Origin of the sequence: Streptomyces sp. NPDC004435, from assembly GCF_042873895.1 — a bacterium.
In the GTDB taxonomy this organism is placed as follows: Bacteria; Actinomycetota; Actinomycetes; order Streptomycetales; family Streptomycetaceae; genus Streptomyces.
Genome location: NZ_JBIAMB010000008.1, coordinates 121,175 through 141,519, shown reverse-complemented (window position 1 = coordinate 141,519; position 20,345 = coordinate 121,175). Strand labels below are relative to the sequence as shown.

The window sequence follows — 20,345 nt, the reverse complement described above, 5'->3', positions numbered from 1 at the left end:
GGTGGAGGGGGCGGGAGGGGTACTACTCCGAGCCGAGCTGCCGCGCGATCAGCGAGCGCAGGTCGGACGTGGGTCCATGGGCGGGTCCCTGCCCGGGTCCTTGGGCGGGTCCCTGTGCGGGCCCTTGGGCGGGGCCGTCGGCCGGCCGGTGCCGTGCCCCCGCCCGTACCGGCTCCGGCGCCGCGGCGGTGTCCTCCGGCACCTCGTGGTCCGCGAGCACCCGGCCGGGAGTGCCGCCGAGCACGACGACGCGCTCGGCGAGGGCCAGGGCTTCGTCGATGTCGTGGGTGACGAAGAGGACGGTGGTGCCGCGCCGCCGCCACAGTTCGCGCAGCAGGGTCTGCATACGGGTCCGGGTGAGGGCGTCCAGGGCGCCGAAGGGTTCGTCCATGAGCAGGACCTCGGGCTCGGCCGCGAGGGCGCGGGCCAGCGCGACGCGCTGCTGCATGCCGCCGGAGAGCTGGGCCGGGTACTTCTCGGCGCCGTCCGCGAGCCCGACCTCGGCCAGCGCCTCCAGGGCCCGGCGCCGTCGCTCCGCGCGCGGGAGGCCGAGGCGCTTGAGGGCGAACTCGACGTTGCCGCGGGCGGTGCGCCAGGGGTAGAGCGCGTAGTGCTGGAAGACGACGCCCCGGTCGGGTCCGGGCCCGCGCACCGGTGCGGCTCCCGCGGTCACCCGTCCCTCCGAAGGGCGGGTGAAGCCGGCGACGAGGTTCAGCACGGTGGACTTGCCGCACCCGCTGGGCCCCAGCAGGGCGGTGAAGGATCCGGCGGGGAGGTGGAGGTCGACCGGGTCCAGGACGCGGGCGGTGCCGTACCGGACCCCGGCGCCCTCCAGGCGTACGTCCTTGCTCATGAGGCGCTCCAGTGCACGATCCGCCGGCCGAGCGCGGCGAGGAAGAGGTCGACGGCGACGCCGAGCAGCCCGAGCACCAGCAGCCCGGCGAACATCCGGTCCACCCGGAGGAACTGCCCGTCCACCTGGAGCCGGTACGCCAGTCCGCTGTCGGCCCCGCCCAGTTCGGCGGCCACGAGAGCGAGGAGGGCGACGGAGGCGCCGTAGCGCAGCGCGGCGAGGAGCGCGGGCGCGGCGGCCGGCAGCAGCACCTCGGTGAACCTGCGGTGGAGGGGGGCGCCGAGCGTCCGGGCGGCCCGCAGGTGGGAGGCGGGGACGCGGGACACCCCGTCGTGGACGTACAGCCAGACGGCGAGGAGGACGGCGTAGGCGATCAGCAGGCGCTTCGCGGTCTCGCCGATGCCGAACCAGGCGGTGGCGAGCGGCACGAGGGCGATGGCCGGGATGGGCCGCAGGAAGGAGACGACCGGCGTGACGGCGGCCGAGAGCTTCGGGAGGTACCCGGTCGCGAAGCCGAGGGCGCCTCCGACGACGGCGCCGAGCGCGAAGCCCTGGCCGGCGCGGACCAGGCTGGCCGCGAGGTCGGTGGCGAGCAGCCCGCTGCGCGCGCTGTCGGCGAGCGCGGCGGCGGTCTGGCCGGGCGTGGGCAGCAGGCCGGGCGCCACCGCTCCGGAGCGAGCGAGCAGGTACCAGAGCGTGAGCACGGCACCGGCGGCACCGAGGGCCGGCACGAGCCTGCCGCGGGCCCGGCCGGGTGGTGAGGGGGTGACGCGCACGGGGCTGCTCCTTGTTCGGCCACACAACTTCATAAGCAGGGTCAATAATTGACGACGCTTATGAAGGCAGTGTTGCGGCGGCATGAAACGTCTCCGGCCCTCCCGGCCCCCCGGACCCGATGGGGTACGTTCGCCTGCGTGTCTCGACCAGAACCCACGCCCGAGGCCATCGAGGTCGGCCGGGTGGTCCGCGGCTGCCGCAAGCAGCGCGGCGTCTCCATGGCCGTCCTCGCCGCCCGTTCGGGCCTCTCCCAGCCCTTCCTCAGCCAGCTCGAACGCGGCCTCACCACCCCCAGCCTCAGCTCGATCTACCGCATCGCCGAGGCCTTGGACGTCGCTCCGGGCACCTTCCTCCGCCCGCCGGCCCGCCCCGGCACCGTGACCCACGAGGCCGACCCCCAGGTCATCCGCGTCAGCGAGACCGCCGGCCAGATCGCCCAGGTCCTCATCCCCGGCGGCAGAAGCTCACTGATGGAGGCGTACGAGCACCACTTCGAGCCCGGGCGCGGGGAACGCGGCTGGTTCGAGCACCCCGGTGAGGACTTCCTCTACGTCCTGGAGGGCGAGATCGTCCTGGAGGTGGAGGGCGAGCCCCCGCTCACCCTGACGGCGGGCCAGAGCGCCCATCACCGGGGCGAGGTCCCCCACCGCTGCCGCCTCCCGGGCACGGCCCCCGCCCGCACCCTCCTGGTGATCGCCGGCGCCTGACCGGCTCCGCCACGGTGAACGGCACGACCTCGGCCACCGGCGGGTCAGCCGCTCGCGGAAGGCGCCGGCTCCGTGCCGAGTTCACGGATCTGGCGCACGGCGCGGGAGAGGACGAGGACGCCGGCGACGATCAGGGCCGCTCCGGCGGCCTCCGGCAGCAGGTACCAGCCGGTGCGGATCGTCTCCCGGAAGAGGAAGACGCCGATCAGCAGGCTGACGAGGGCGTCGCCGATGGTGAGCGCGGGCTGCGAGGCGGCGAGGGATCCCGCCTGGAGGGCGTTCTCCAGCAGCAGCACGGCGGCCACTCCCGTGGCGGCGAAGCCGTACGTCTGCCAGCTGGTGAGGAACGCGGCGGGGCCGTGGTCCGCGAAGGCTCCGGCCGAGGACTTCAGCAGCGCGGCGGTCAGGGCGTTGGCGACGGCCGCCGCGGTTCCGAAGCAGACGGCCCGGCCGAGCGAGGAGCGGCGCCGGGCCACGAGCACCGCGACGCCGATCGCGCCGAGGCAGGCCGTCAGCACGACGGCCCACCGGGTCATCGGCGCGTCGCTCGCGGCCCCCGTCGGCGCGGCCGCGCCCAGGAGCAGCGCCAGGCCGGCCACCACGCCCGCCACCGCCCACCAGCCGGCGGCCGGAAGCCGCCGGTGCAGGAGCGGCATCGCGATGACGAGCGCGAAGGGGAGCTCCAGCACGAACACGGGCTGCACGAGGGACATCGGTCCGAAGGACAGGGCCAGGGCCTGGAAGAGCGCCGCGCCCACCACCCCCGCGATGCCGACCAGCCAGACGGGGCGACGGGCCAGGGTGAGGATCAGCCGCAGGCCACCGCCCTGGGGGACGGTGGCCGCGGCCTTCCGCTGGAACACGGTTCCGGTGGCGTTGCTGGCCGCCCCGAGGACGGCGAAGACGACGGCGAGGAGGAGCACACTGGCCACGTTCCCCCGGCCGGCGCGGGTCCATGACCGGCCTCGGCGGGGATTGGGCCGATCGGACGCGCGCGGGCCCCCGGCCTCGTGACGGGCCGGGGGGCGCGCGCCGGAGGGGGCTCGGCGGGCGGTCAGCCCGCGTGGAGGGCGTCGCGCAGCGCGTCGATCGCGAGCCGGCGGGCCACGTTCGCCGCGCGGGTGTCGCGGAGGCTGTCCAGGAGCAGGAAGTCGTGGACCATGCCGGCCACCCGCACGGAGGTCACGTCGACACCGGCCTCGCGGAGCCTGTTGGCGTACATCTCGCCCTCGTCGCGCAGGACGTCGGCCTCGTCGGTGATGACCAGGGTGGTGGGCAGGCCGCGCAGCTGTTCGAGGGTCGACCGCAGCGGGGAGGCGTGGTGCTGCCTCCGTTCGGCGGGGTCGGTCGTGTACGCGTCCCAGAACCACTTCATGCCGTCGCGGGTCAGGTAGTACCCCTCCGCGAACTGGAGGTAGGACGGCGTGTCGAAGTCGGCGTCGGTCACCGGGTAGAGCAGGACCTGGGCCTTGAGGTCGAGGCCGTCGTCGCGCTCCTTGTTCATCAGCGCGAAGACGGCGGACATGCAGCCGCCGACCGACTCGCCGGTGACCGCCGCGCGCGACACGTCCATGCCGTGGTCCGTGCCGTTCTTGCGCACCCACTGGCCCACCGCGTAGTTCTGCTCGACCTGCGTCGGGTACTTCGCCTCCGGCGCGCGGTCGTACACCGGGAAGACCCCCACCGCGCCCGCTCCGACGACGAGTTCGCGGAAGAGCCGGTCGTGGGTCCTGTCGTCGCCGAAGACCCATCCCGCGCCGTGGAGGTAGAAGACCACGGGCAGCGGGCCGGTGACGCCCTTCGGCCGGATGACACGGGTGCGCACCGTGCCCCACTCCCCGGCGTCCACGTCCACCCACTCCTCGTCGACCTCGGGCCGCGGCACCCCCTCGCCGCTCTGCAGATCGGCGAGGATCGCCCTGCCCTGCTCCGGCGGGACCTCGTAGATCCGCGGGTGCGGGTCCGTCGCCTCGGCCAGTTCCTTCGCGGCGGGCTCCAGGTAGGGCGTGACGGGCGGGGGAAGCTGCGGCATGGACACTCCAGGTGTGAGGGCACACTACGAGTCACGGTCCCCCCGAAGATCTCCCCGTTCCATGGTGCCCGCTCCGCACGGCGGCGCAACCGGCGTCCGGTCATCGGGGCGTGGGCGTGGCGGCGGCCCGGCCCCTCCGGCGAGGCGTTCGAGGTCCGTGGTCAGCGAGGCCAGCCACGCCATGGTCGCGTAGTACGCGTGCGGCGTGCCGGGCGGGGCGTCGGGGAAGAGGGCGGGCGCCGGAGGGTCCGGCGGCGGGAGCGGCGGCTCGGCGGTGTCACCGGTGGGGTCGGTGCGGGCGGAGATGAGCAGCATCCGGGCCGCGACCCGGTCGCCCGCGCGGACGACCGCGTCCGCCGGTCCGCGGTCCAGTGACGGCACGTCGACCGGCTCCGGGGGTACGAGGAGCCGGTCGACGCCCCAGAGGGTGTGGTGTCCGGTGATGAGCGCGGCCTGCCAGTCCTGGCCGCCCGGCGGCCGTGCGGGACCGGCCGGCTCACTCTGGTACTGGGCGTACGCGGACTCCGCCATGACCAGGGCGTGCTGGAGCGACCTGCTGCCGGGCGCGGAGGGCACGGGCACGCGCCGTCCGCCCGCCGCGGTCCGGGCCGTCGTGGCCACGACGAGCTCCGCGGAGACGCGCAGCAGCACCGCGACCGAGCGCCGCAGCTCGTCGTGGGCGCCGCGCGGCCAGGCCAGCAGGCCGAACACCGCGCCGATCGCGCTGCCCGTGACCACGTCGAGCAGCCGGAACTCGGCGAGCTGCCAGGTCGCCGGGGCCAGTTGCGCGAACACCAGGGCCACCACGACGGTGAACAGCGCCTGCGACCACCCGACACCCTTCACCGGCCCCAGCGTGAAGGTGACGAGCATCAACGGCGGCAGGGCCACCGCGTACACCTCGATGTCGGTGCCGACCAGCGCCAGCAGGCCGGCGGCGACGAGCGCGCCGACGAGGGTGCCGGTGAGCGCCCTGCGTACCGTCGTCCGGGTCTCCCGTACCGTCGTGCGGGTCAGCGTCAGGGTGGCCAGCAGGACCCAGAAGCCGTGCGGGAGCGTGTCGACGCCGGCGATCAGCCGGGCCGCCGCCAGGGCGAGGCTGATCCGTACGGCGTTCTGGAAGAACACCGACCGGCCGCCCACATGGCCCGACAGGCGCCGCCACCACAGCTGCGGGGCCCGCATCCGCGCGTACCAGAAGCGCCCCGGCGCGGGCGCGGCGGCGGCCCGGCCCCGTACGGCGAGGTCGGCCGCGGTGGACATGGCGAGCGCCGCGTCCGTGACCTCCAGGAGCGCGGCGGTGCGGCGCTGTGCGGCGGGCCGGACGTCCTCGGCCGTGGTGAGCGCCCGGCGGACCCGCCGCAGCCGGGCGTGGGCCCGGGTGTCGGGGGTGCCGCCCCGCAGCCTGACGGCGGTCTCCCCCGCCACGTCCGCGACCGCCCGCAGTGCGTCGGGATCCTCCGTGGCTCCGGCCCCGGCTCCGGCGACGCCGGGTGGCGCCGCGCCCGCCGGGGGCGGCGGCAGCGCCGCCAGCCGGCCGAGCAGGGTGCGCGTCGCCAGGCCCGCGTGGGCCAGCGCCCTCGGCCGTACCCCGGCGCCCGCCGGTCTTTCGGCCTCCGGGACCTGGGAGGAGCGGAGCTCCGTGCTGAGGGTGCGGGCCGTGTCGCGCAGGTCTTCCGGCAGGGTGTACGGCGCCGACCGCAGCCGCTCGGCGCAGCGCGCCGCGCTCTCGGCGGCCCGGGCGGCCCGTTCGCGGTAGGGCAGCGCTCCGGGCTCGGGCAGCAGCGTCAGCTCCGCGACGATCAGCAGGGCGATCCCGAAGGTCGCCCCCGCGAGCCGTTCGCCCAGCGAGCCGGGCGCGTAGGGCGGGAACGACGGCAGGATGTACATCAGGTGCAGGCCCGTGGCCGCCCCGGCGAAACGTGGTCCTCCGACCGCCATGAAGGCCAGCGTGAACCCGACGACCAGCATGCCGACGGCGGCGCTCCAGGTCCGTACGGACAGGTACGTGCCGAGCGTGATCAGCACCCAGCACACCGGCACGGCACCGAGCAGCAGCTCGGCGCGCTGACGGCCGGAGCCGGGGAGGTGCGACAGGCCGGCCATGGCGATCGCGCCGAACAGGGCGTACGTCGCTCCGACCGACCAGCCCAGGCCGTAGAGGAGGACGTAGAAGCCGGCCGAGGCGGCGATCGTGACGCGCAGCGCCCTCCGCCCCGCCGTCCGATAGGCGGGCGAGGGCCGTCGCGGGAGCGCGCCAGGCATGCCCCCAGCATCTCCCGCCGCGGCGGAACCCGCCGTACGACCGGCTGCCGGGCGCCCCCGCCGTCACGCACCCCCGCCGGCACGCGCCCTCGCACGCGCCGCCGGGGCGCCGTCACGCGCGTCGTCCGGGCGCCGTCGCTCGCCCGGGGGAACGGTGCCACCCGTTCCGGCGGATTGGCCGAACTCCGCGTAGACCGGATAGGTGCCTGGGGCATGTAGTGGAGGGTGGCGTTCAAGCCGGAGCCAATGATCCGACGTCTGCGAGGTTCCCTGATGACGACCACGGACGAGACCGTCGCCTTCCCTCAGAACCGCTCCTGCCCCTATCACCCGCCGACCGCCTACGATCCGCTGCGCGAGGACCGCCCCCTGTCCCGGGTCACGCTGTGGGACGGCCGGGAGGTGTGGCTGGTCACCGGACACCGGACCGCCCGGGCCCTCCTGGCCGACCAGCGCCTGTCCACCGACTCCACCCGTCCCGACTTCCCGATCCCCGTGGAACGCGCCCAGGCCCTCCGCAGCCGTCGGCGCGCCGCGCTCCTCGGCTGGGACGACCCCGAGCACAACGTCCAGCGCAGGATGCTGATCCCCAGCTTCTCCCTGAAGCGCACGGACGGCATGCGCCCCCGGATCCAGGCGACCGTGGACAGGCTGCTGGATGCCATGGAGGCCGCGGGTCCGCCGGCCGAGCTGGTGAGCGCGTTCGCGCTGCCGGTGCCCTCGATCGTCATCTGCGACCTGCTGGGCGTGCCGTACGAGGACCACGACTTCTTCGAGGAGCAGTCCCGGCGCCTGCTCCGCGGCCCGACGGGCGAGGACATCGAGGACGCGCTGGCCCGGCTGGAGGGCTATCTCGGCGACCTCATCGACGGCAAGCGCGCCCGGCCCGGCGAAGGGGTCCTCGACGATCTGGTCGCGCGGCAGGCGCGCGAGGGCGGTCCCGACCGCGAGGAGCTGGTGCAGCTGGCGACGATCCTGCTCGTCGCGGGGCACGAGACCACCGCCAACATGATCTCCCTGGGGACGTACGCGCTGCTCCGCCATCCCGAGCGGATGGCGGAGCTCCGCGCGGATCCGGCCCTGCTGCCTGCGGCCGTGGAGGAGCTGCTGCGTTTTCTGTCGATCGCGGACGGCATGCTGCGCGTGGCCCGTGAGGACGTGGAGACCGACGGGGCGGTCATCCGCGCGGGCGAGGGCGTGGTGTTCTCCACCTCGCTCATCAACCGCGACGGCTCCGTCTACGCCGACCCCGACGACCTGGACTGGGAGCGCACGGCCCGGCATCACGTCGCCTTCGGCTTCGGCATCCACCAGTGCCTGGGCCAGAACCTGGCGCGCGCCGAGCTGGAGATCGCCCTCGGCACGCTGCTGCGGCGGCTGCCGGGCCTGCGACTGGCGGCGCCCGCCGAGGAGATCCCTTTCAAGCCGGGCGACACGATCCAGGGCATGCTCGAACTCCCCGTCTCCTGGTGAACGCCCGGGCGCGGTCCGGATCCGGCCCCACGACGAAGGGAACCCCCGCGGTGCACATCGCCATCGACCCCGACCGCTGCATGGGAGCGGGCCAGTGCGCCCTGGTCTCCCCCGACGTCTTCACCCAGGACGACGACGGCTTCGGTGCCGTCCTGCCCGGCCGCGAGGACGGCGCGGGCGCGCCGCTGGTGCGCGAGGCGGTCCGCGCCTGCCCCGTCCGGGCGATCAGTCTGGAGGACGACCTGGTGCGGTGAGGACGGGCGGGCCGCGTGGGCTCGCTCACCCACGGGCCGCCCTTCCACGTATCCCCCTTGAGAGAATATGTAGATCGGTCTACAGTTCCCCCATGGGACTGAAGGGCGCGGAGACGCGGGACCGACTGCTGGACGCGACGCAGGAGTTGATCGAGACCGGCGGCTATCTCGGCGCCGGCCTCAACCAGGTGATCGCGGCCAGCGGCGCGCCTCGCGGCTCGCTGTACTTCCACTTCCCAGGCGGCAAGGACCAGTTGGTCGGCGAGTCCGTCAAGCGGGCCGGCCGCGCCATCGAGGACGACCTGGAGGACCTGGCCGGGTCCGCCACGTCGGCGGCGGAGTTCACCGGAGCCGTCCTGCGCCGCCTGGGCGAGCGACTGGAGGAGTCCGGGTGGCGCAAGGGATGCCCCGTGGCCACCGTCGCCCTGGAGACGGCCAGCACCAACGACCCGCTCCAGGAGGCGTGCTCCGAGGTCTACACCTCGTGGGAGAGCGCGCTGCGCGCACACCTGGCCGGCCGCCCGGACGCCGACGACCTCGCGGTGACCGTCCTGGCCCTCGTCGAGGGCGCGCTCCTGCTGGCCCGCACGCACCGCAGCAGGGAGCCCCTGGACCGGGTCGCCCGCCAGATCGGCACCCTGCTCGACTGAACCGGCCCCCTCCGGCCCGCCGCGCCCCGGCGGGCCTTTTACCGGCCCAAAAAATATGTAGACCGATCTATTTAAGGAGTGTGCATGGACGCGATCGTCTTCGGTGCCACCGGCTTCATCGGCCGTTCCCTCGTCGCCGAACTGCTGGCCCGGGGTCAGCGGGTGGCGGCGGCGGTACGCAACGACACCCTCACCCCCTGGCTGGCCTCCCAGGACGTCGACACCCGCGGACTGGAGATCGTCACCGCCGACATCACCCGCCCGCTGGCGGACCTGCCCGACGTCCGGGACGTCTACAACGCCGCCGCCCGTTTCGCCTTCGGGCTCGGCGAGCGGGAGGCCAGGGCGGTCAACGTCACCGGGGCGCTCCACGTGCTCGAATGGGCCGCCACGCTGCCGCGGCTGCGCCGGCTCGTGCACATCACCGGCTACCGGGTGAGCGCGGCCGACGGCCGGCACGACGCCGCGCTGGGCGCCTACGAGACGTCGAAGATCGAGGCCGACCGCGCGGTCCGGGCCCGCGCCGAGGCGCTGTCGGTCCCGCTGACCGTCGCCAATCCCAGCACCGTGATCGGGCCGGGCCAGTACATCGGCCTGGCGACGATGGTCGAGGACCTGTGGAACGGGCGGCTGCCGTTCGTCCCCGGCGCCTCCGACACCTTCCTGCCGATCACGACCGTCGACCACCTCGCGCGGTTCCTGGCGGAGATCCCCGCGTCGCCCGTGGGCGAGCACTACTGGGTGCTCGACGACGACACCCCCCTCCTGCCCGAGCTGATCGGCACGATGGCCGCCCACATGGGGGTACGGGCACCCCGCCTGACCGTTCCCGCCGGCCTGCTGCGGCGGCTTCCGCGACGGCTGACCGGCGCCGACCCGGAGACGCTGTCGTTCCTCTCGAACGACCGCTACCCGACGGCCTCCGCCCGGGCCTTCGCCGCGCGCGTCGGCCTGGAGGCGCCTCCCGCGACCGATGCCCTGCGGGCCTGGGCCGACGACCTGGTGGCCGCCCGCTTCGGTTCCGCGTCGCCCTGGCGGAGCCCGTACGGCTTCCACACCGTGGCGGGCGGTCAAACCTGGGTGACCGGCGACCGGCGCGACCCCTCCCACGTCCTGCTGCACGGCCTGCCGATGAACGCCGACCTGTGGGCTCCCCTCGCCGACCACCTCCCGGGCCCCGTCCTCGCCCCCGACCTGCCCGGCCTGGGGCGCTCGGCCCCCTCCGGGCGGCCGCTCGACGCGTGGCTGGCCGAACTGATGGGCCCGGTGCGGACCCGCCCCGTGCTGGTCGCTCACTCCCTGGCCTGCGGACCCGCCCTCCGCTTCGCCGCCGACCACCCGGACCGCGTCGGCGAACTCGTCCTCGTCTCCCCCGCGTTCCTCCAGGCACCCGCCTCACGACCGGCCCGCTCGGTCCTGGCCGCGCCGGTGCTCCGTCGCATGCCCGCCCCACGGCTGGCCGCGCTGCTCGGCGTCCCCGAAGGACCGGAGGTCCGCAGCGCCGCGGCCGACCTCGGGCGTCCCGGGGTGGCGCGTCGCGTCGCCGCGTCCCTGCGCGGGGCCGTCGCCGAGCGCCGTGAGGTGCGGGCCCTGCTGGAGCGGGTGGACGTCCCGGTCAGGATCGTCGTGGGCTCGGAGGACCCGCTGGTCGAGGCCGTCGACCTCCCGGTGGCCCGGATCGCCGGGGCGGGCCACTACCCCCAGCTGACCCACCCCGCCGAGCTCGCCCGGCACCTCGCCGCCGCCGGAGCGCCGGCCGGCGCGTGACTCCGTGACGGCCCGGATCGGCACACGCGGCCCGGGGGCCGTGCCGCGTCGATGCGGCACGGCCCCGGGAGACGGGAGGCGGAGGTCAACCGCGCCGGCGCCGGGCCGTCACCGCGTGACAGACCAGGAGGACGGCGGTGAACGCGAGGCCGATGCCGGCGGCCTGGCGCATGTCGGGGACCTCCACCGCCGTCGCCGCCACCGCGAGGACCCCGATCGTGGCGAGGACCGCGAGCTTGTCGCCGCCGGGGATGCTGAAGCCGGTGAACTCCTCCGGGTGCGCGTTCCGGTGGCGGCGGAAGGCGACGTACGAGGCGAGGATCAGCAGCCACACGAGCAGCACCGCGAAGATCGCGATCGACATCAGGATGCCGAAGAGCCCGCTGACGTCGTAGAAGGCGAGGAGCGCCGCCACCGCGATGCCCAGGGTGGAGGCGGCGAGGGCGGCCGCGGGGACGCCGCGCCGGCTGAGCCGGGCCAGCGGGGCGGGGGCGAGCCCGTCGCTCCCGAGGGAGTGGAGCAGCCGGGAGGCTCCGTAGAGGTGCGCGTTGGCGGCGGACATGGCGGCGATGAGGACGACCGCGTTGGTGACGGTCGCCGCGGCGGGCACGCCGACCTCGGTGAAGACGCGGACGAACGGGCTGGACTCGACGCTGCCGTCGCCGCCCGCCAGGGTCCGCCACGGGATGAGGGCGAGGACGAGGGTGATGGAGAGCAGGTAGAAGAAGGCGAGGCGCCAGGCGAGCTGCCGCATGGCGGTGCGGATGGTGCGCTGCGGGTCGGCCGCCTCCGCGGAGGCGATGGCGACGACCTCGAAGCCGGCGTAGGCGAACATCACGATCGACATGGCCAGCCAGATGGAGCTCGCCCCGTGCGGGAGGAAGCCGCCGTCGTCGGTGAGGTGCGCGAAGCCGGTGGCCTCGGTGTCCGGCAGGCCGAAGACGACGAGCAGGGCGGCGCAGAGGATGAAGGCGCAGAGCGCGACGACCTTGACGGTGGAGAGCCAGAACTCGGTGGTGCCGAAGGACTTCACGCTGATGACGTTGACGGCGAGGACCACCGCCGCGATGACGAGGATGGCCGCCGACATCGGCACCTCGGGCCACCACCAGCGGATGTAGAGGGCCGAGGCCACGACCTCGGTGCCGATGACGACGACGGCGCTGAACCAGTACAGCCAGCGACTGAGGAAGCCGGCCCAGGGGCCGAGGTAGCGGTGGGCGACGGTGCCGAACGAGCCCTGGACGGGGTGGGCGGCGGACATCTCGCCGAGCAGGACGGCGATGATCGCGACGAGCACGGCGCCGATGACGTACGAGACGATCACGGCGGGTCCGGCGACGGATATCGCGGACCCGGAGCCGAGGAAGAGGCCGGTGCCGAGCGCGGAGCCCAGTCCGATCATGGTGGTCTGGCGGTGGGTGAGGGAGCGGACCAGGCCGCCCTCGCCGCCGGGTGCCGGTCTGGCGGCCTCGTCGGCGTCGGTTCCGTCGGTGGAGGAGGGAGCGGGGGGCGCGGATTCGCCGGCTGCGGTCATGGCGGGGTGACCCTTCTGCGCGGGGGCGGGGCGGGGACGGGGCGGGGGTGGTGCCTCGGGGGGCGGGGAGCGGTCAGAACTCGCTGGTGCGGAACGGCTTCGCGGGGGCGTCGAGGTCGGGCTTGCCGAGGACCTTCGACGAGAGGGCGTAGATGCCGTGGTTGGTCAGGGCCCAGGCGATGTTGCGGTCCCACTCCACGTAGACGCCGTGGGTCTGGTTGCCGTACGCGTACTCGGCGGTGTCCCGGCCGTACGCCTTGGGCACGAAGTACGCGGAGATCTCCGGGTCGGCCGGGTCGGAGACGTCGAAGAACTGGACGCCGGCGTTGTAGAAGCCGTAGCCGAGGAGGCCGGCGTCGTGCTTGCCGGGGTTGGTGTAGTAGCCGGTGCGCTTGGGACCGAAGCTGCCGCGCCGCTGGCAGTAGTCGGTGAGACCGGACGCCTTCGGCGGGACGGGGCGGGGCAGCGCGCCGACGACGCGCGGCCGGGCGGGGTCGCGGACGTCGATCTGGTAGACGTCCTTGTAGGGCTCGTAACAGTCCTCGGTCAGCGGGTAGCCCGAGTAGTAGATCATCCCGGTCTTCTCGTACTGGGAGACGTCGATGTTGTCGCCCTCGGTGCCCGCGACCGAGGCGGGCAGGTCGAGGTGGCCGACGGTCCGCATGTGCGCGGGGTCGGAGACGTCGAGCACCGTGAGGCCGTACCCGCCCATCGCGGCGAAGGCGTAACGCCCGCCCTTCTCCACGGGCTTGGGGAGGAAGAGCGGCATCCGGGCACCCATCCAGCTCGTGCGGTTCCCGCAGCGCGGGTTCTCCCGGTAGGCAGCGTCCTCGCCGGTGCGCTGGCCGGGCAGGTGCCAGGTGTCGAGGAGCTTCGGGTGGGCGGGGTCGGACATGTCCCAGGACTGGTAGCCGGCCGAGTGCAGGTTGGTCGGGTACTCGGTGCCGGAGTAGGTGTCGTCGGGGGCCGTGGCGAGGAACATGTACTTCTCGCCGGTCCAGTGGGGGACGTCGATGGAGCCGGAGCCCTGCTGGGCGGTGGCGGGGTCGCTGCGCAGCGGGTCCTTCTGGGTGGCGTCGGTGGAGACGGTCGCGAGGAGCTTCCAGTCCTTCTTGCGCGGTCCGTCGAGGCGGTAGACCTTGAAGCCCTTGAGTCCGGGCTTGGCGCGCAGCTTCCGCACCCCGTCGGGGTTGTTGTACTTGTCGAGCGGCGGGTGGTCGGAGAGTTCGGAGATCTGCCGCTTGCTCTCGAAGCTCTGGACCATGACGTACGCGCCGAGCTTGCGGCTCCACTGGATCGTGGAGGCGCCCCAGTAGTCGTGCGCGGCCCAGTCGCCGTTGGCGCGGGTCTCGTCGCCGTCGACGTCCTCACGGCTCAGCTTCTCGACGACCTTGACCTTCCTGACGTCGGTGATGTCGTAGACGCGGCCTTCGGAGCGGTCGTACTGGAAGAGGTAGCGGCGGCCGTGGAAGTCGACGACGTTCTGCCAGGTGTGGAAGTAGTCGGGAGTGAAGTCGGTTCCCTCGTAGGCGGCTTCGACCTTCATGTTCTTGATGTAGGCGCGGGTGTCGTACTGGTCGGCGCGGCCGGGGAAGGGGTGGTCGGACTCCTCGTCGACGGGGGTGAGGGAGGGGTGGCGGAACGTGCCGTCGAGTTGCATCCCGTACGCGCCGGGGTCGGCCGGCCCGGGGCGGCGGTCGGCGCAGACCTCGCGGACGTCCGGGTCGGTCGGGGCGGCGGCGACGGGCGTGGCGGAGATGCCGGGGGCGAGCAGCGTGGCCGTGGCGGCGGCCGCGACGAGGGTGGCGAGCACCGTGGTTCCGCGGGTGAGGCGCATGGACGGTCCTTTCGGGGGCTGCGGGGTGCGCGGGGAGAGGGAGGGGACGGGGGCGGGGACGGGGACGGGGGCGGGGGTCAGGTGACGGTCGGGCGGGACTGGAACGCGGGGGCGCGGTGGGCGCCGGTGACCGCGATGTCGCGGAGCTCGCGGACCGCGCGCAGGACGTCCGCGTGGGTGACGTACAGGGCGTTGAAGCCGAAGCGCAGGAGGTCGGGGGCGCGCATGTCGCCGATGACGCCCCGGGCGGTGAGCGCGGCGACGAGGGGGTACGCCTCGGGGTGGCGCAGCGCGACCTGGCTGCCGCGCCGGTCGGGGTCGCGCGGGGTGGCCGGGGTGAAGCCGAGGCCGTCGAGGAGCGAGTCGGCGCACTCCTGGAAGAAGCCGGTGAGGGAGAGGCTCTTGTCCCGGACGGTCTTCATCTCGACGCCGTCGAAGGCGGTGAGCGCGGCCTCCAGGGCGAGCAGGGAGAGGAGGGCGGGGGTGCCGACGCGGGCCCGGGTGATGTCCGGGGCGGGTGTGTAGGTGCCGGCCATGGCGAACGGTTCGGCGTGTCCGTGCCAGCCGGTGAGGGGGTGGTCGAACGTGTCCTGGTGGCGGCGGGCGACGTACGCGAAGGCCGGGGCGCCCGGTCCGCCCGACAGGTACTTGTAGCCGCAGCCGACGGCGAAGTCGGCCTCGATCGCGTCGAGTTCGACGGGCAGGGCGCCGGCCGCGTGGCACAGGTCCCAGTGGACGAGGGCGCCGGCGGCGTGGGCGGCGGCGGTGAGGGCGGCCATGTCGTGGAGCTCGCCGGTGCGGTAGTCGACGGGGGCGTACGCGGCGACGGCGACGTTCCCGGACTCGGCGGCGAGCACGTCGGCGGCGTCGCGGGCCGGGACGCGGCGCACGTCGAGGCCGAGGAGCCGGCCGACGGAGTCGGCGATGTACTGGTCGGTCGGGAAGTGGTCGGGGTCGGTGAGGAGGAGGCGGCGGCCGGGGCGGAGCCGGGCGGCGGCGAGGAGGGTGTTGAAGAGCTGGACGCTGGTGGAGTCACCGGCGACGACCTGGCCGGGGGCGGCGCCGATCAGGCGGCCGACGGCGTCGCCAGTGCGGACGGGGGCGTCCCACCAGCCATTGGCGTTCCAGGAGCGGATGAGGTCGGTGCCCCATTGGCGGTGGACGGCGTCCTCGACGGCTGCGGGGACGGCGGCGGGCAGGGCGCCGAGGGAGTTGCCGTCGAGGTAGACGACGTCCTCGGGGAGGAGGAAGCGGTCCCGGACGGCGGCGAGCGGGTCGGCGGCGTCCAGGGCGGCGGCGCGGGCGGTGAGTTCGTGCGTCATGCGGGTGCTCCGGGGACGGCGGGGGCGGGGGCGTCGGGAACGAGGGCTCCGGGAACGAGGGCTCCGGGAACGAGGGCTCCGGGGACGGGGGCTTCGGGGCTTCCGGGGGCTTCGGCGTGGCGGGTGAGGTCGAGGGCGATGTCCGTCAGGAGGTCCTCCTGGCCGCCGACGAGGCGGCGGCGGCCCGCCTCGACGAGCAGGTCGCGGGTGTCGAGGCCGTGGCGGGCGGCGGTGGTCTCGGCGTGTCGCAGGAAGCTGGAGTACACCCCGGCGTAGCCGAGGGTGAGGGTCTCCCGGTCGACGCGGACGGGCCGGTCCTGGGTGGGGCGGACGAGTTCCTCGGCCGCGTCCATCAGGGGGAAGAGGTCGCAGCCGTGCGCGATGCCCATGAGGTCGAGGACGGCGACGACGGGTTCGAGGGGCGCGTTGCCGGCGCCGGCGCCCTGGCCGGCGAGGGAGGCGTCGACGCGGTGGGCGCCGGCCTCGACGGCGACGATGCTGTTGGCGACGCCCAGGCCGAGGTTGTGGTGGGCGTGGATGCCGATCTCGGTGGCCGGGTCGAGGACGTCGCGGTAGGCGCGGACCCGGTCGCGGACGCCGTCCATGGTGAGCCGGCCGCCGGAGTCGGTGACGTACACGCAGTGGGCGCCGTACGACTCCATCAGGCGCGCCTGGGCGGCGAGTTCGGCGGGCGGGGCGAGGTGGGACATCATCAGGAAGCCGGAGACGTCCATGCCGAGTTCGCGGGCGAGCCCGATGTGCTGGGCGGAGATGTCGGCCTCGGTGCAGTGGGTGGCGATCCGGATCGAGGTGACGCCGAGGGCGTGGGCGCGGCGCAGGTCGTGGGCGGTGCCGATGCCGGGCAGCAGCAGGGTGGTGAGGCGGGCCCGGTCGAGGACGCCGGCGGCGGCCTCCAGCCACTCCCAGTCGGTGTGGGCGCCGGGCCCGTAGGTGACGGAGGAGCCGGCGAGGCCGTCGCCGTGGGCGACCTCGACGGCGTCGACGCCGGCCGCCTCCAGGGTGGCGGCGATGGCCCTGACCTGGTCGAGGGTGTAGCGGTGGGAGACGGCGTGCATGCCGTCCCGGAGGGTGACGTCCTGGAGGTAGACCCGGTTCATCGGTTCCGGCTCCGTTCGGCCAGGCGCTCGGCGGTGCGCAGCGCGGCGGCGGTCATGATGTCGAGGTTTCCGGCGTAGGCGGGGAGGTGGTGGGCGGCGCCCTCGACCTCCAGGTAGACGGAGACGAGGAGCCGCGCCCCGGAGCCGAGGCGGACGAGCGGGTCGTCGGCGGGGAGCGTGCGGAACTGGGGTTCCTGCTTGAGCCGGTAGCCGGGGACGTAGGCGGCGACGGAGGCGGCCATGGCGTGCACGGAGGCGGTGACGCGGTCGGTGTCGGCGTCGCCGACGAGGCAGTGGACGGTGTCCCGCATGAGCAGCGGGGGTTCGGCCGGGTTGAGGACGATGATCGCCTTGCCCCGGGCGGCGCCGCCGACCTCTTCGAGGGCGCGGGAGGTGGTCTCGGTGAACTCGTCGATGTTGGCGCGGGTGCCGGGTCCGGCGGAGCGGGAGGCGATGGAGGCGACGATCTCCGCGTAGTGGACGGGGGTGACGGCGGAGACGGCAGCGACGATCGGGACGGTGGCCTGGCCGCCGCAGGTGACCATGTTGACGTTCGTCTCGCCGAGGTGCTGGTCGAGGTTGACCGGCGGGACGACGTAGGGGCCGATGGCGGCCGGGGTGAGGTCGACGAGCGTCTTGCCGTAGGGGGCGAGGGCGGCGGCGTTGCGGTGGTGGGCGGCGGCGGAGGTGGCGTCGAAGACGACGTCGATCTCGTCGAAGCCGTCCAGGGCGATGAGTCCGGCGACGCCGTCGGCCGTGGTGGGGACGCCGAGTCTGCGGGCCCGGGCGAGTCCTTCCGAGTCGGGGTCGATGCCGGCCATGGCGGCGGCGGTGACGTGCCCCTCACCCCGGATGATCTTGATGAGGAGATCGGTGCCGATGTTGCCCGATCCGATGACGGCTGCCTTCACCGCGCGGCCTCCTTGAGCCTGGGGGTCAGTCCGAAGAAGCGGACGGCGTTGCCGCCGAGGACGGAGGCCCGCTCCTCGGGGGTGAGGTCGCTCTCGCGGACGAGCCGCCCGATGGCCTCCTCGCCGAGCGGGAAGGGGTGGTCGGAGCCGAGGAGGACCCGCTCCGCGCCCATCACGTCGACCAGGAGCCGCAGCGCGCCCGGGTCGAAGACGGCGGAGTCGACGGAGAAGCGGTCGGTGTACGCGGACGGCGGCAGGGGGCTGTCGGCGCGGACGAGGTCGCGGCGGTGCCAGGCGTTGTCGGCCCGGCCGAGCAGGTACGGGAAGCTGCCGCCGCCGTGCGCGAAGAGCAGCCGCAGCGAGGCCGGGAGGCGTTCGAAGGCGCCGGAGAGGATCAGCGAGAGGATCGTCAGGTGGGTCTCGCCGGCCATGCCGGCCAGCCAGGCCAGCATGTACCGGGAGTACCGGGGCCCGGAGGGCAGGTCCCACGGGTGGACGAGGACGGCCGCGTCCTCGTGGGCGCAGTGCGCCAGGAACTCCACGAGCGCGCCGTCGTCGAGGTCGCGGTCGCCGAGGTGGTTGCCGATGTGGACGCCGTGGAAGCCCTGGCGCATCGCCTCGGTGACCGTCTCGCAGGCGGCCTCGGTGTCCTGGAGGGGCACCTGGCAGAGCGGGGCGAGCCGGTCGGGGGCGTGGGCGGCGTACGCCAGGAGGTGGGCGTTGACGGTGCGGCACCAGTCGGCGGCCCGGGCGGGTTCGAGTCCGTAGCCGAAGAGCAGCGGGGTGCTGGAGAGCACCTGGACGTCGACGCCGAGCCGGTCGAGGTCGGCGACGCGTTCGGCCGGGTCCCACAGAGTGCGGCGCACCGGGCGGTACTCGGCGGTGCCGGCCATCATCATCCCGGCGTCGGGGCCGTCGGTGGTGCGCAGCCAGGGCGCGTCGTCGCTGCCGGTGATGCGGCGGGCCTCGGCGCGGCCGATCTCGGGGAAGACGTGGGCGTGGATGTCGACGACGGTCATGCGCCGTCCGCCCCGTCGCGGCGGGTGCGGGGGCGGAGTTCCCCGGGCCAGTCCTTGCCGGGGTGGAGGGCTCCGCAGTGGCCGCAGGTGCGGGCGGCCTCGTCGGCGTAGAAGGCGCTGAAGACGGGCGGCAGGTCGTCGACGATGGAGGTGAGCTGGACCTCGCTGCGGTGCACGAGGTGGTGGCACTCGACGCAGTACCACTCGAAGGCGTCGCGGTGGCCCTGGGGGCGGGCGAACTCGACGACGAGGCCGATGCTGTCCTCCTCGGGGCGCTGCGGGGAGTGCCGGAGGTGGGCGGGGGCGAGGAAGACGTCGCCCTCGCGGATGTGGAGGTCGCGCGGCGGCCTGCCCTCCTCCTCCATGACGCGGAGCACCATGTCGCCCTTGAGCTGGTAGAAGAACTCCTCGATGGGGTCGTCGTGGAAGTCGGTACGGCGGTTGGGGCCGCCGACGACCGTCACCATCAGGTCGGCGTCCTGCCAGATCTGCACGTTGCCGACGGGCGGCTTCAGCAGGTGGCGGTGCTCCTCGATCCACGCCTGGAGGTTGAACGGTCTGAGGTTCATCGGTGCGTGTCCTTGTCGTGCGGGAGGTGGGCCACCGCGCTGATCTCGATCAGCAGGTGGGGGTGGGGCAGCTGGTGGACGGCGACGGTCGTCCGGGTGGGTCCGGTCTCGTCGAAGTACTCGCCGTAGACCTCGTTGTAGCCGCCGAAGTCGTTCATGCTGACGAGGTAGGCGGTGATCGACACGAGGTCGCGGAGGCTTCCGCCGGCGGCGGCGAGGAGGCCGTCGACGGTGTCGAGGACGGCCCGGGTCTGGACCCGGATGTCGAGGTCGGTGACGCCCATCGGGTCGGCGCTCGCACCGGCGAAGGTGCCGTCGGGGCGGCGGGAGCTGGTGCCGGAGACGAAGACCAGGTCGCCCGCGCGCCTCAGGTGCGGGAAGCGGCCGCGCGGCGGGGCCGCGCCGGGGACGATCACCTGGCCTCCTCGGTGGTGAGGCGGACCGCGCCGAGCCGGGCGACGGTGGCCCGCACGTGGGCGCCGGGCGGCAGCGGTACGGCGGCGGTCGCCGCTCCGGCGAGGACGACCGTCCCGGCGGGGAGCGGGCCGGCGAGCCGTGCCGCGGCGGCGAGGGCGCGCAGCGGGTCGCCGAGGATGGCTGCGGTGGAGCCGGTCTCGGCGGGGCGGCCGTCGAGTTCGAGGACGACGCCGAGGTTGGCGAGGGCGCGCGGACCGCCGAGGGCTTCGGGCCGGGTCCAGGGGCCGGTGGCGTACGCGGCGGCGGAGGTGTTGTCGGCGATGACCTCGGGCAGCGAGAAGCGGAAGCCGTCGTAGCGGGAGTCGATGACCTCCAGGGCGGGGGCGACGCCGGCGACGGCGGCGGCCGGGTCGCCGCCGGGGGCCAGTTCCGCGCCGAGCAGGAAGGCGAGCTCGGGTTCGACGCGCGGGTGGATGAGGCCGGAGGTGTCGAGGCGTCCGCCGTCCGGGACCTCCATGCGGTCGGTGAGCCGTCCGTGGATCAGGTCGGCGACGCCCATCTGGCGCATCTTCGCGAGGCTGGTGAAGCCGAGTTTGACGCCGGTGGGTCGTTCGCCGCGGGAGAGGCGGAGGGCGACCAGGGCCCGCTGAACGGCGTAGGCGGCGTCGGTGTCGGCGTCGGTGAGGCCGGTGGTGCCGCCGGGGAGGGGGCGGGCGTCGCGGGCGGCGGCGTCGAGGCGTTCGGCGAGGGCGGTGGAATTCATCGGGCGCCTCCTTGCGAGTGGGAGGGGTTCATCGGGCGCGTCCTTCGGGGGCGGTGGGGTTCATCGGGCGCCTG

The 20,345-nt window shown here is 74.4% G+C and carries 19 protein-coding genes; 5 read left to right on the top strand and 14 right to left on the bottom strand.

Annotation, left to right across the window (positions count from 1 at the left end):
• Positions 1-22: 22 nt before the first annotated feature.
• Complete coding sequence (locus tag ACFYT9_RS16530; RefSeq protein ID WP_389164166.1) at positions 23-853, bottom strand: ABC transporter ATP-binding protein; 831 nt, start codon at positions 851-853, stop codon at positions 23-25.
• Positions 850-1,629, bottom strand: a complete 780-nt coding sequence (locus ACFYT9_RS16525; protein ID WP_389164163.1) for an ABC transporter permease — start codon at positions 1,627-1,629, stop codon at positions 850-852. Before ACFYT9_RS16525 ends, ACFYT9_RS16530 begins: the two co-directional genes overlap by 4 nt.
• A gap of 138 nt (positions 1,630-1,767) precedes the next feature.
• On the opposite strand from ACFYT9_RS16525, the gene ACFYT9_RS16520 reads away from it, so the two are divergent.
• Positions 1,768-2,337 carry a helix-turn-helix domain-containing protein gene (locus ACFYT9_RS16520; protein ID WP_376604236.1) on the top strand — a complete coding sequence of 190 codons (570 nt, stop codon included), beginning with the start codon at positions 1,768-1,770 and terminating at the stop codon, positions 2,335-2,337.
• A gap of 44 nt (positions 2,338-2,381) precedes the next feature.
• Here ACFYT9_RS16520 and ACFYT9_RS16515 read toward each other — a convergent pair whose 3' ends face one another.
• The 3 genes from ACFYT9_RS16515 to ACFYT9_RS16505 form a co-directional block, all read right to left on the bottom strand.
• A complete protein-coding gene (locus ACFYT9_RS16515; protein ID WP_389164639.1) occupies positions 2,382-3,260 on the bottom strand; it encodes a DMT family transporter in 879 nt (292 codons plus the stop codon).
• Positions 3,261-3,391: 131 nt separating this feature from the next.
• Positions 3,392-4,369, bottom strand: coding sequence for an alpha/beta hydrolase (locus tag ACFYT9_RS16510; protein WP_376606009.1), 978 nt, complete (start codon positions 4,367-4,369; stop codon positions 3,392-3,394).
• Between the two features lie 24 nt (positions 4,370-4,393).
• A complete protein-coding gene (locus ACFYT9_RS16505) occupies positions 4,394-6,634 on the bottom strand; it encodes an FUSC family protein (protein WP_389164159.1) in 2,241 nt (746 codons plus the stop codon).
• A gap of 273 nt (positions 6,635-6,907) precedes the next feature.
• On the opposite strand from ACFYT9_RS16505, the gene ACFYT9_RS16500 reads away from it, so the two are divergent.
• From ACFYT9_RS16500 to ACFYT9_RS16485, 4 genes are all read left to right on the top strand, one after another.
• A complete protein-coding gene (locus ACFYT9_RS16500; RefSeq protein WP_389164156.1) occupies positions 6,908-8,107 on the top strand; it encodes a cytochrome P450 in 1,200 nt (399 codons plus the stop codon).
• Positions 8,108-8,157: 50 nt separating this feature from the next.
• Complete coding sequence (locus tag ACFYT9_RS16495; RefSeq protein ID WP_376603802.1) at positions 8,158-8,361, top strand: ferredoxin; 204 nt, start codon at positions 8,158-8,160, stop codon at positions 8,359-8,361.
• A 92-nt stretch (positions 8,362-8,453) separates the two neighbouring features.
• Entirely contained in the window at positions 8,454-9,011 is a 558-nt protein-coding gene (locus ACFYT9_RS16490) for a TetR/AcrR family transcriptional regulator (RefSeq protein WP_389164153.1), read from the top strand.
• A gap of 84 nt (positions 9,012-9,095) precedes the next feature.
• On the top strand, positions 9,096-10,778 hold the full coding sequence (locus ACFYT9_RS16485; protein WP_389164150.1) for an alpha/beta fold hydrolase: 1,683 nt from the start codon (positions 9,096-9,098) through the stop codon (positions 10,776-10,778).
• An 85-nt stretch (positions 10,779-10,863) separates the two neighbouring features.
• Here the strand turns inward: ACFYT9_RS16485 and ACFYT9_RS16480 are convergent, their stop codons facing one another.
• The 9 genes from ACFYT9_RS16480 to ACFYT9_RS16440 all read right to left on the bottom strand — a co-directional run bounded on the left by ACFYT9_RS16480 (position 10,864) and on the right by ACFYT9_RS16440 (position 20,271).
• Positions 10,864-12,315: an amino acid permease gene (locus ACFYT9_RS16480; protein ID WP_389164148.1), complete on the bottom strand. Its 1,452-nt coding sequence runs from the start codon at positions 12,313-12,315 to the stop codon at positions 10,864-10,866.
• Positions 12,316-12,388: 73 nt separating this feature from the next.
• Positions 12,389-14,152 (bottom strand): LVIVD repeat-containing protein, encoded by a 1,764-nt coding sequence (locus ACFYT9_RS16475; RefSeq protein WP_389164145.1) that lies wholly within the window; start codon positions 14,150-14,152, stop codon positions 12,389-12,391.
• A 77-nt stretch (positions 14,153-14,229) separates the two neighbouring features.
• Positions 14,230-15,474, bottom strand: a complete 1,245-nt coding sequence (gene kynU / locus ACFYT9_RS16470; protein WP_389164143.1) for a kynureninase — start codon at positions 15,472-15,474, stop codon at positions 14,230-14,232.
• Positions 15,471-16,592, bottom strand: coding sequence for a 4-hydroxy-2-oxovalerate aldolase (dmpG, locus tag ACFYT9_RS16465; RefSeq protein WP_389164140.1), 1,122 nt, complete (start codon positions 16,590-16,592; stop codon positions 15,471-15,473). Before dmpG ends, kynU begins: the two co-directional genes overlap by 4 nt.
• On the bottom strand, positions 16,589-17,503 hold the full coding sequence (locus ACFYT9_RS16460; RefSeq protein ID WP_389164137.1) for an acetaldehyde dehydrogenase (acetylating): 915 nt from the start codon (positions 17,501-17,503) through the stop codon (positions 16,589-16,591). Before ACFYT9_RS16460 ends, dmpG begins: the two co-directional genes overlap by 4 nt.
• On the bottom strand, positions 17,500-18,522 hold the full coding sequence (locus ACFYT9_RS16455) for an amidohydrolase family protein (protein ID WP_389164135.1): 1,023 nt from the start codon (positions 18,520-18,522) through the stop codon (positions 17,500-17,502). Before ACFYT9_RS16455 ends, ACFYT9_RS16460 begins: the two co-directional genes overlap by 4 nt.
• Positions 18,519-19,091, bottom strand: coding sequence for a 3-hydroxyanthranilate 3,4-dioxygenase (locus tag ACFYT9_RS16450; protein ID WP_389164132.1), 573 nt, complete (start codon positions 19,089-19,091; stop codon positions 18,519-18,521). The genes ACFYT9_RS16455 and ACFYT9_RS16450 overlap by 4 nt, the downstream gene beginning before the upstream one ends.
• Positions 19,088-19,507 (bottom strand): RidA family protein, encoded by a 420-nt coding sequence (locus ACFYT9_RS16445; protein WP_376603113.1) that lies wholly within the window; start codon positions 19,505-19,507, stop codon positions 19,088-19,090. Before ACFYT9_RS16445 ends, ACFYT9_RS16450 begins: the two co-directional genes overlap by 4 nt.
• Complete coding sequence (locus tag ACFYT9_RS16440) at positions 19,504-20,271, bottom strand: 2-keto-4-pentenoate hydratase (RefSeq protein ID WP_389164129.1); 768 nt, start codon at positions 20,269-20,271, stop codon at positions 19,504-19,506. Before ACFYT9_RS16440 ends, ACFYT9_RS16445 begins: the two co-directional genes overlap by 4 nt.
• Positions 20,272-20,345 lie beyond the last annotated feature (74 nt).

Excerpts from the sequence above, each read along its gene's own strand:
- ACFYT9_RS16510 (WP_376606009.1), bottom strand. The coding sequence starts at position 4,369 with ATGCCGCAGCTTCCCCCGCCCGTCACGCCCTACCTGGAGCCCGCCGCG.
- ACFYT9_RS16455 (WP_389164135.1), bottom strand. The coding sequence starts at position 18,522 with ATGACCGTCGTCGACATCCACGCCCACGTCTTCCCCGAGATCGGCCGC.
- ACFYT9_RS16485 (WP_389164150.1), top strand. The coding sequence starts at position 9,096 with ATGGACGCGATCGTCTTCGGTGCCACCGGCTTCATCGGCCGTTCCCTC.
- ACFYT9_RS16490 (WP_389164153.1), top strand. The coding sequence starts at position 8,454 with ATGGGACTGAAGGGCGCGGAGACGCGGGACCGACTGCTGGACGCGACG.
- ACFYT9_RS16450 (WP_389164132.1), bottom strand. The coding sequence starts at position 19,091 with ATGAACCTCAGACCGTTCAACCTCCAGGCGTGGATCGAGGAGCACCGC.
- ACFYT9_RS16500 (WP_389164156.1), top strand. The coding sequence starts at position 6,908 with ATGACGACCACGGACGAGACCGTCGCCTTCCCTCAGAACCGCTCCTGC.
- ACFYT9_RS16530 (WP_389164166.1), bottom strand. The coding sequence starts at position 853 with ATGAGCAAGGACGTACGCCTGGAGGGCGCCGGGGTCCGGTACGGCACC.
- ACFYT9_RS16475 (WP_389164145.1), bottom strand. The coding sequence starts at position 14,152 with ATGCGCCTCACCCGCGGAACCACGGTGCTCGCCACCCTCGTCGCGGCC.
- ACFYT9_RS16440 (WP_389164129.1), bottom strand. The coding sequence starts at position 20,271 with ATGAATTCCACCGCCCTCGCCGAACGCCTCGACGCCGCCGCCCGCGAC.
- dmpG (WP_389164140.1), bottom strand. The coding sequence starts at position 16,592 with ATGAACCGGGTCTACCTCCAGGACGTCACCCTCCGGGACGGCATGCAC.
- ACFYT9_RS16480 (WP_389164148.1), bottom strand. The coding sequence starts at position 12,315 with ATGACCGCAGCCGGCGAATCCGCGCCCCCCGCTCCCTCCTCCACCGAC.
- kynU (WP_389164143.1), bottom strand. The coding sequence starts at position 15,474 with ATGACGCACGAACTCACCGCCCGCGCCGCCGCCCTGGACGCCGCCGAC.
- ACFYT9_RS16505 (WP_389164159.1), bottom strand. The coding sequence starts at position 6,634 with ATGCCTGGCGCGCTCCCGCGACGGCCCTCGCCCGCCTATCGGACGGCG.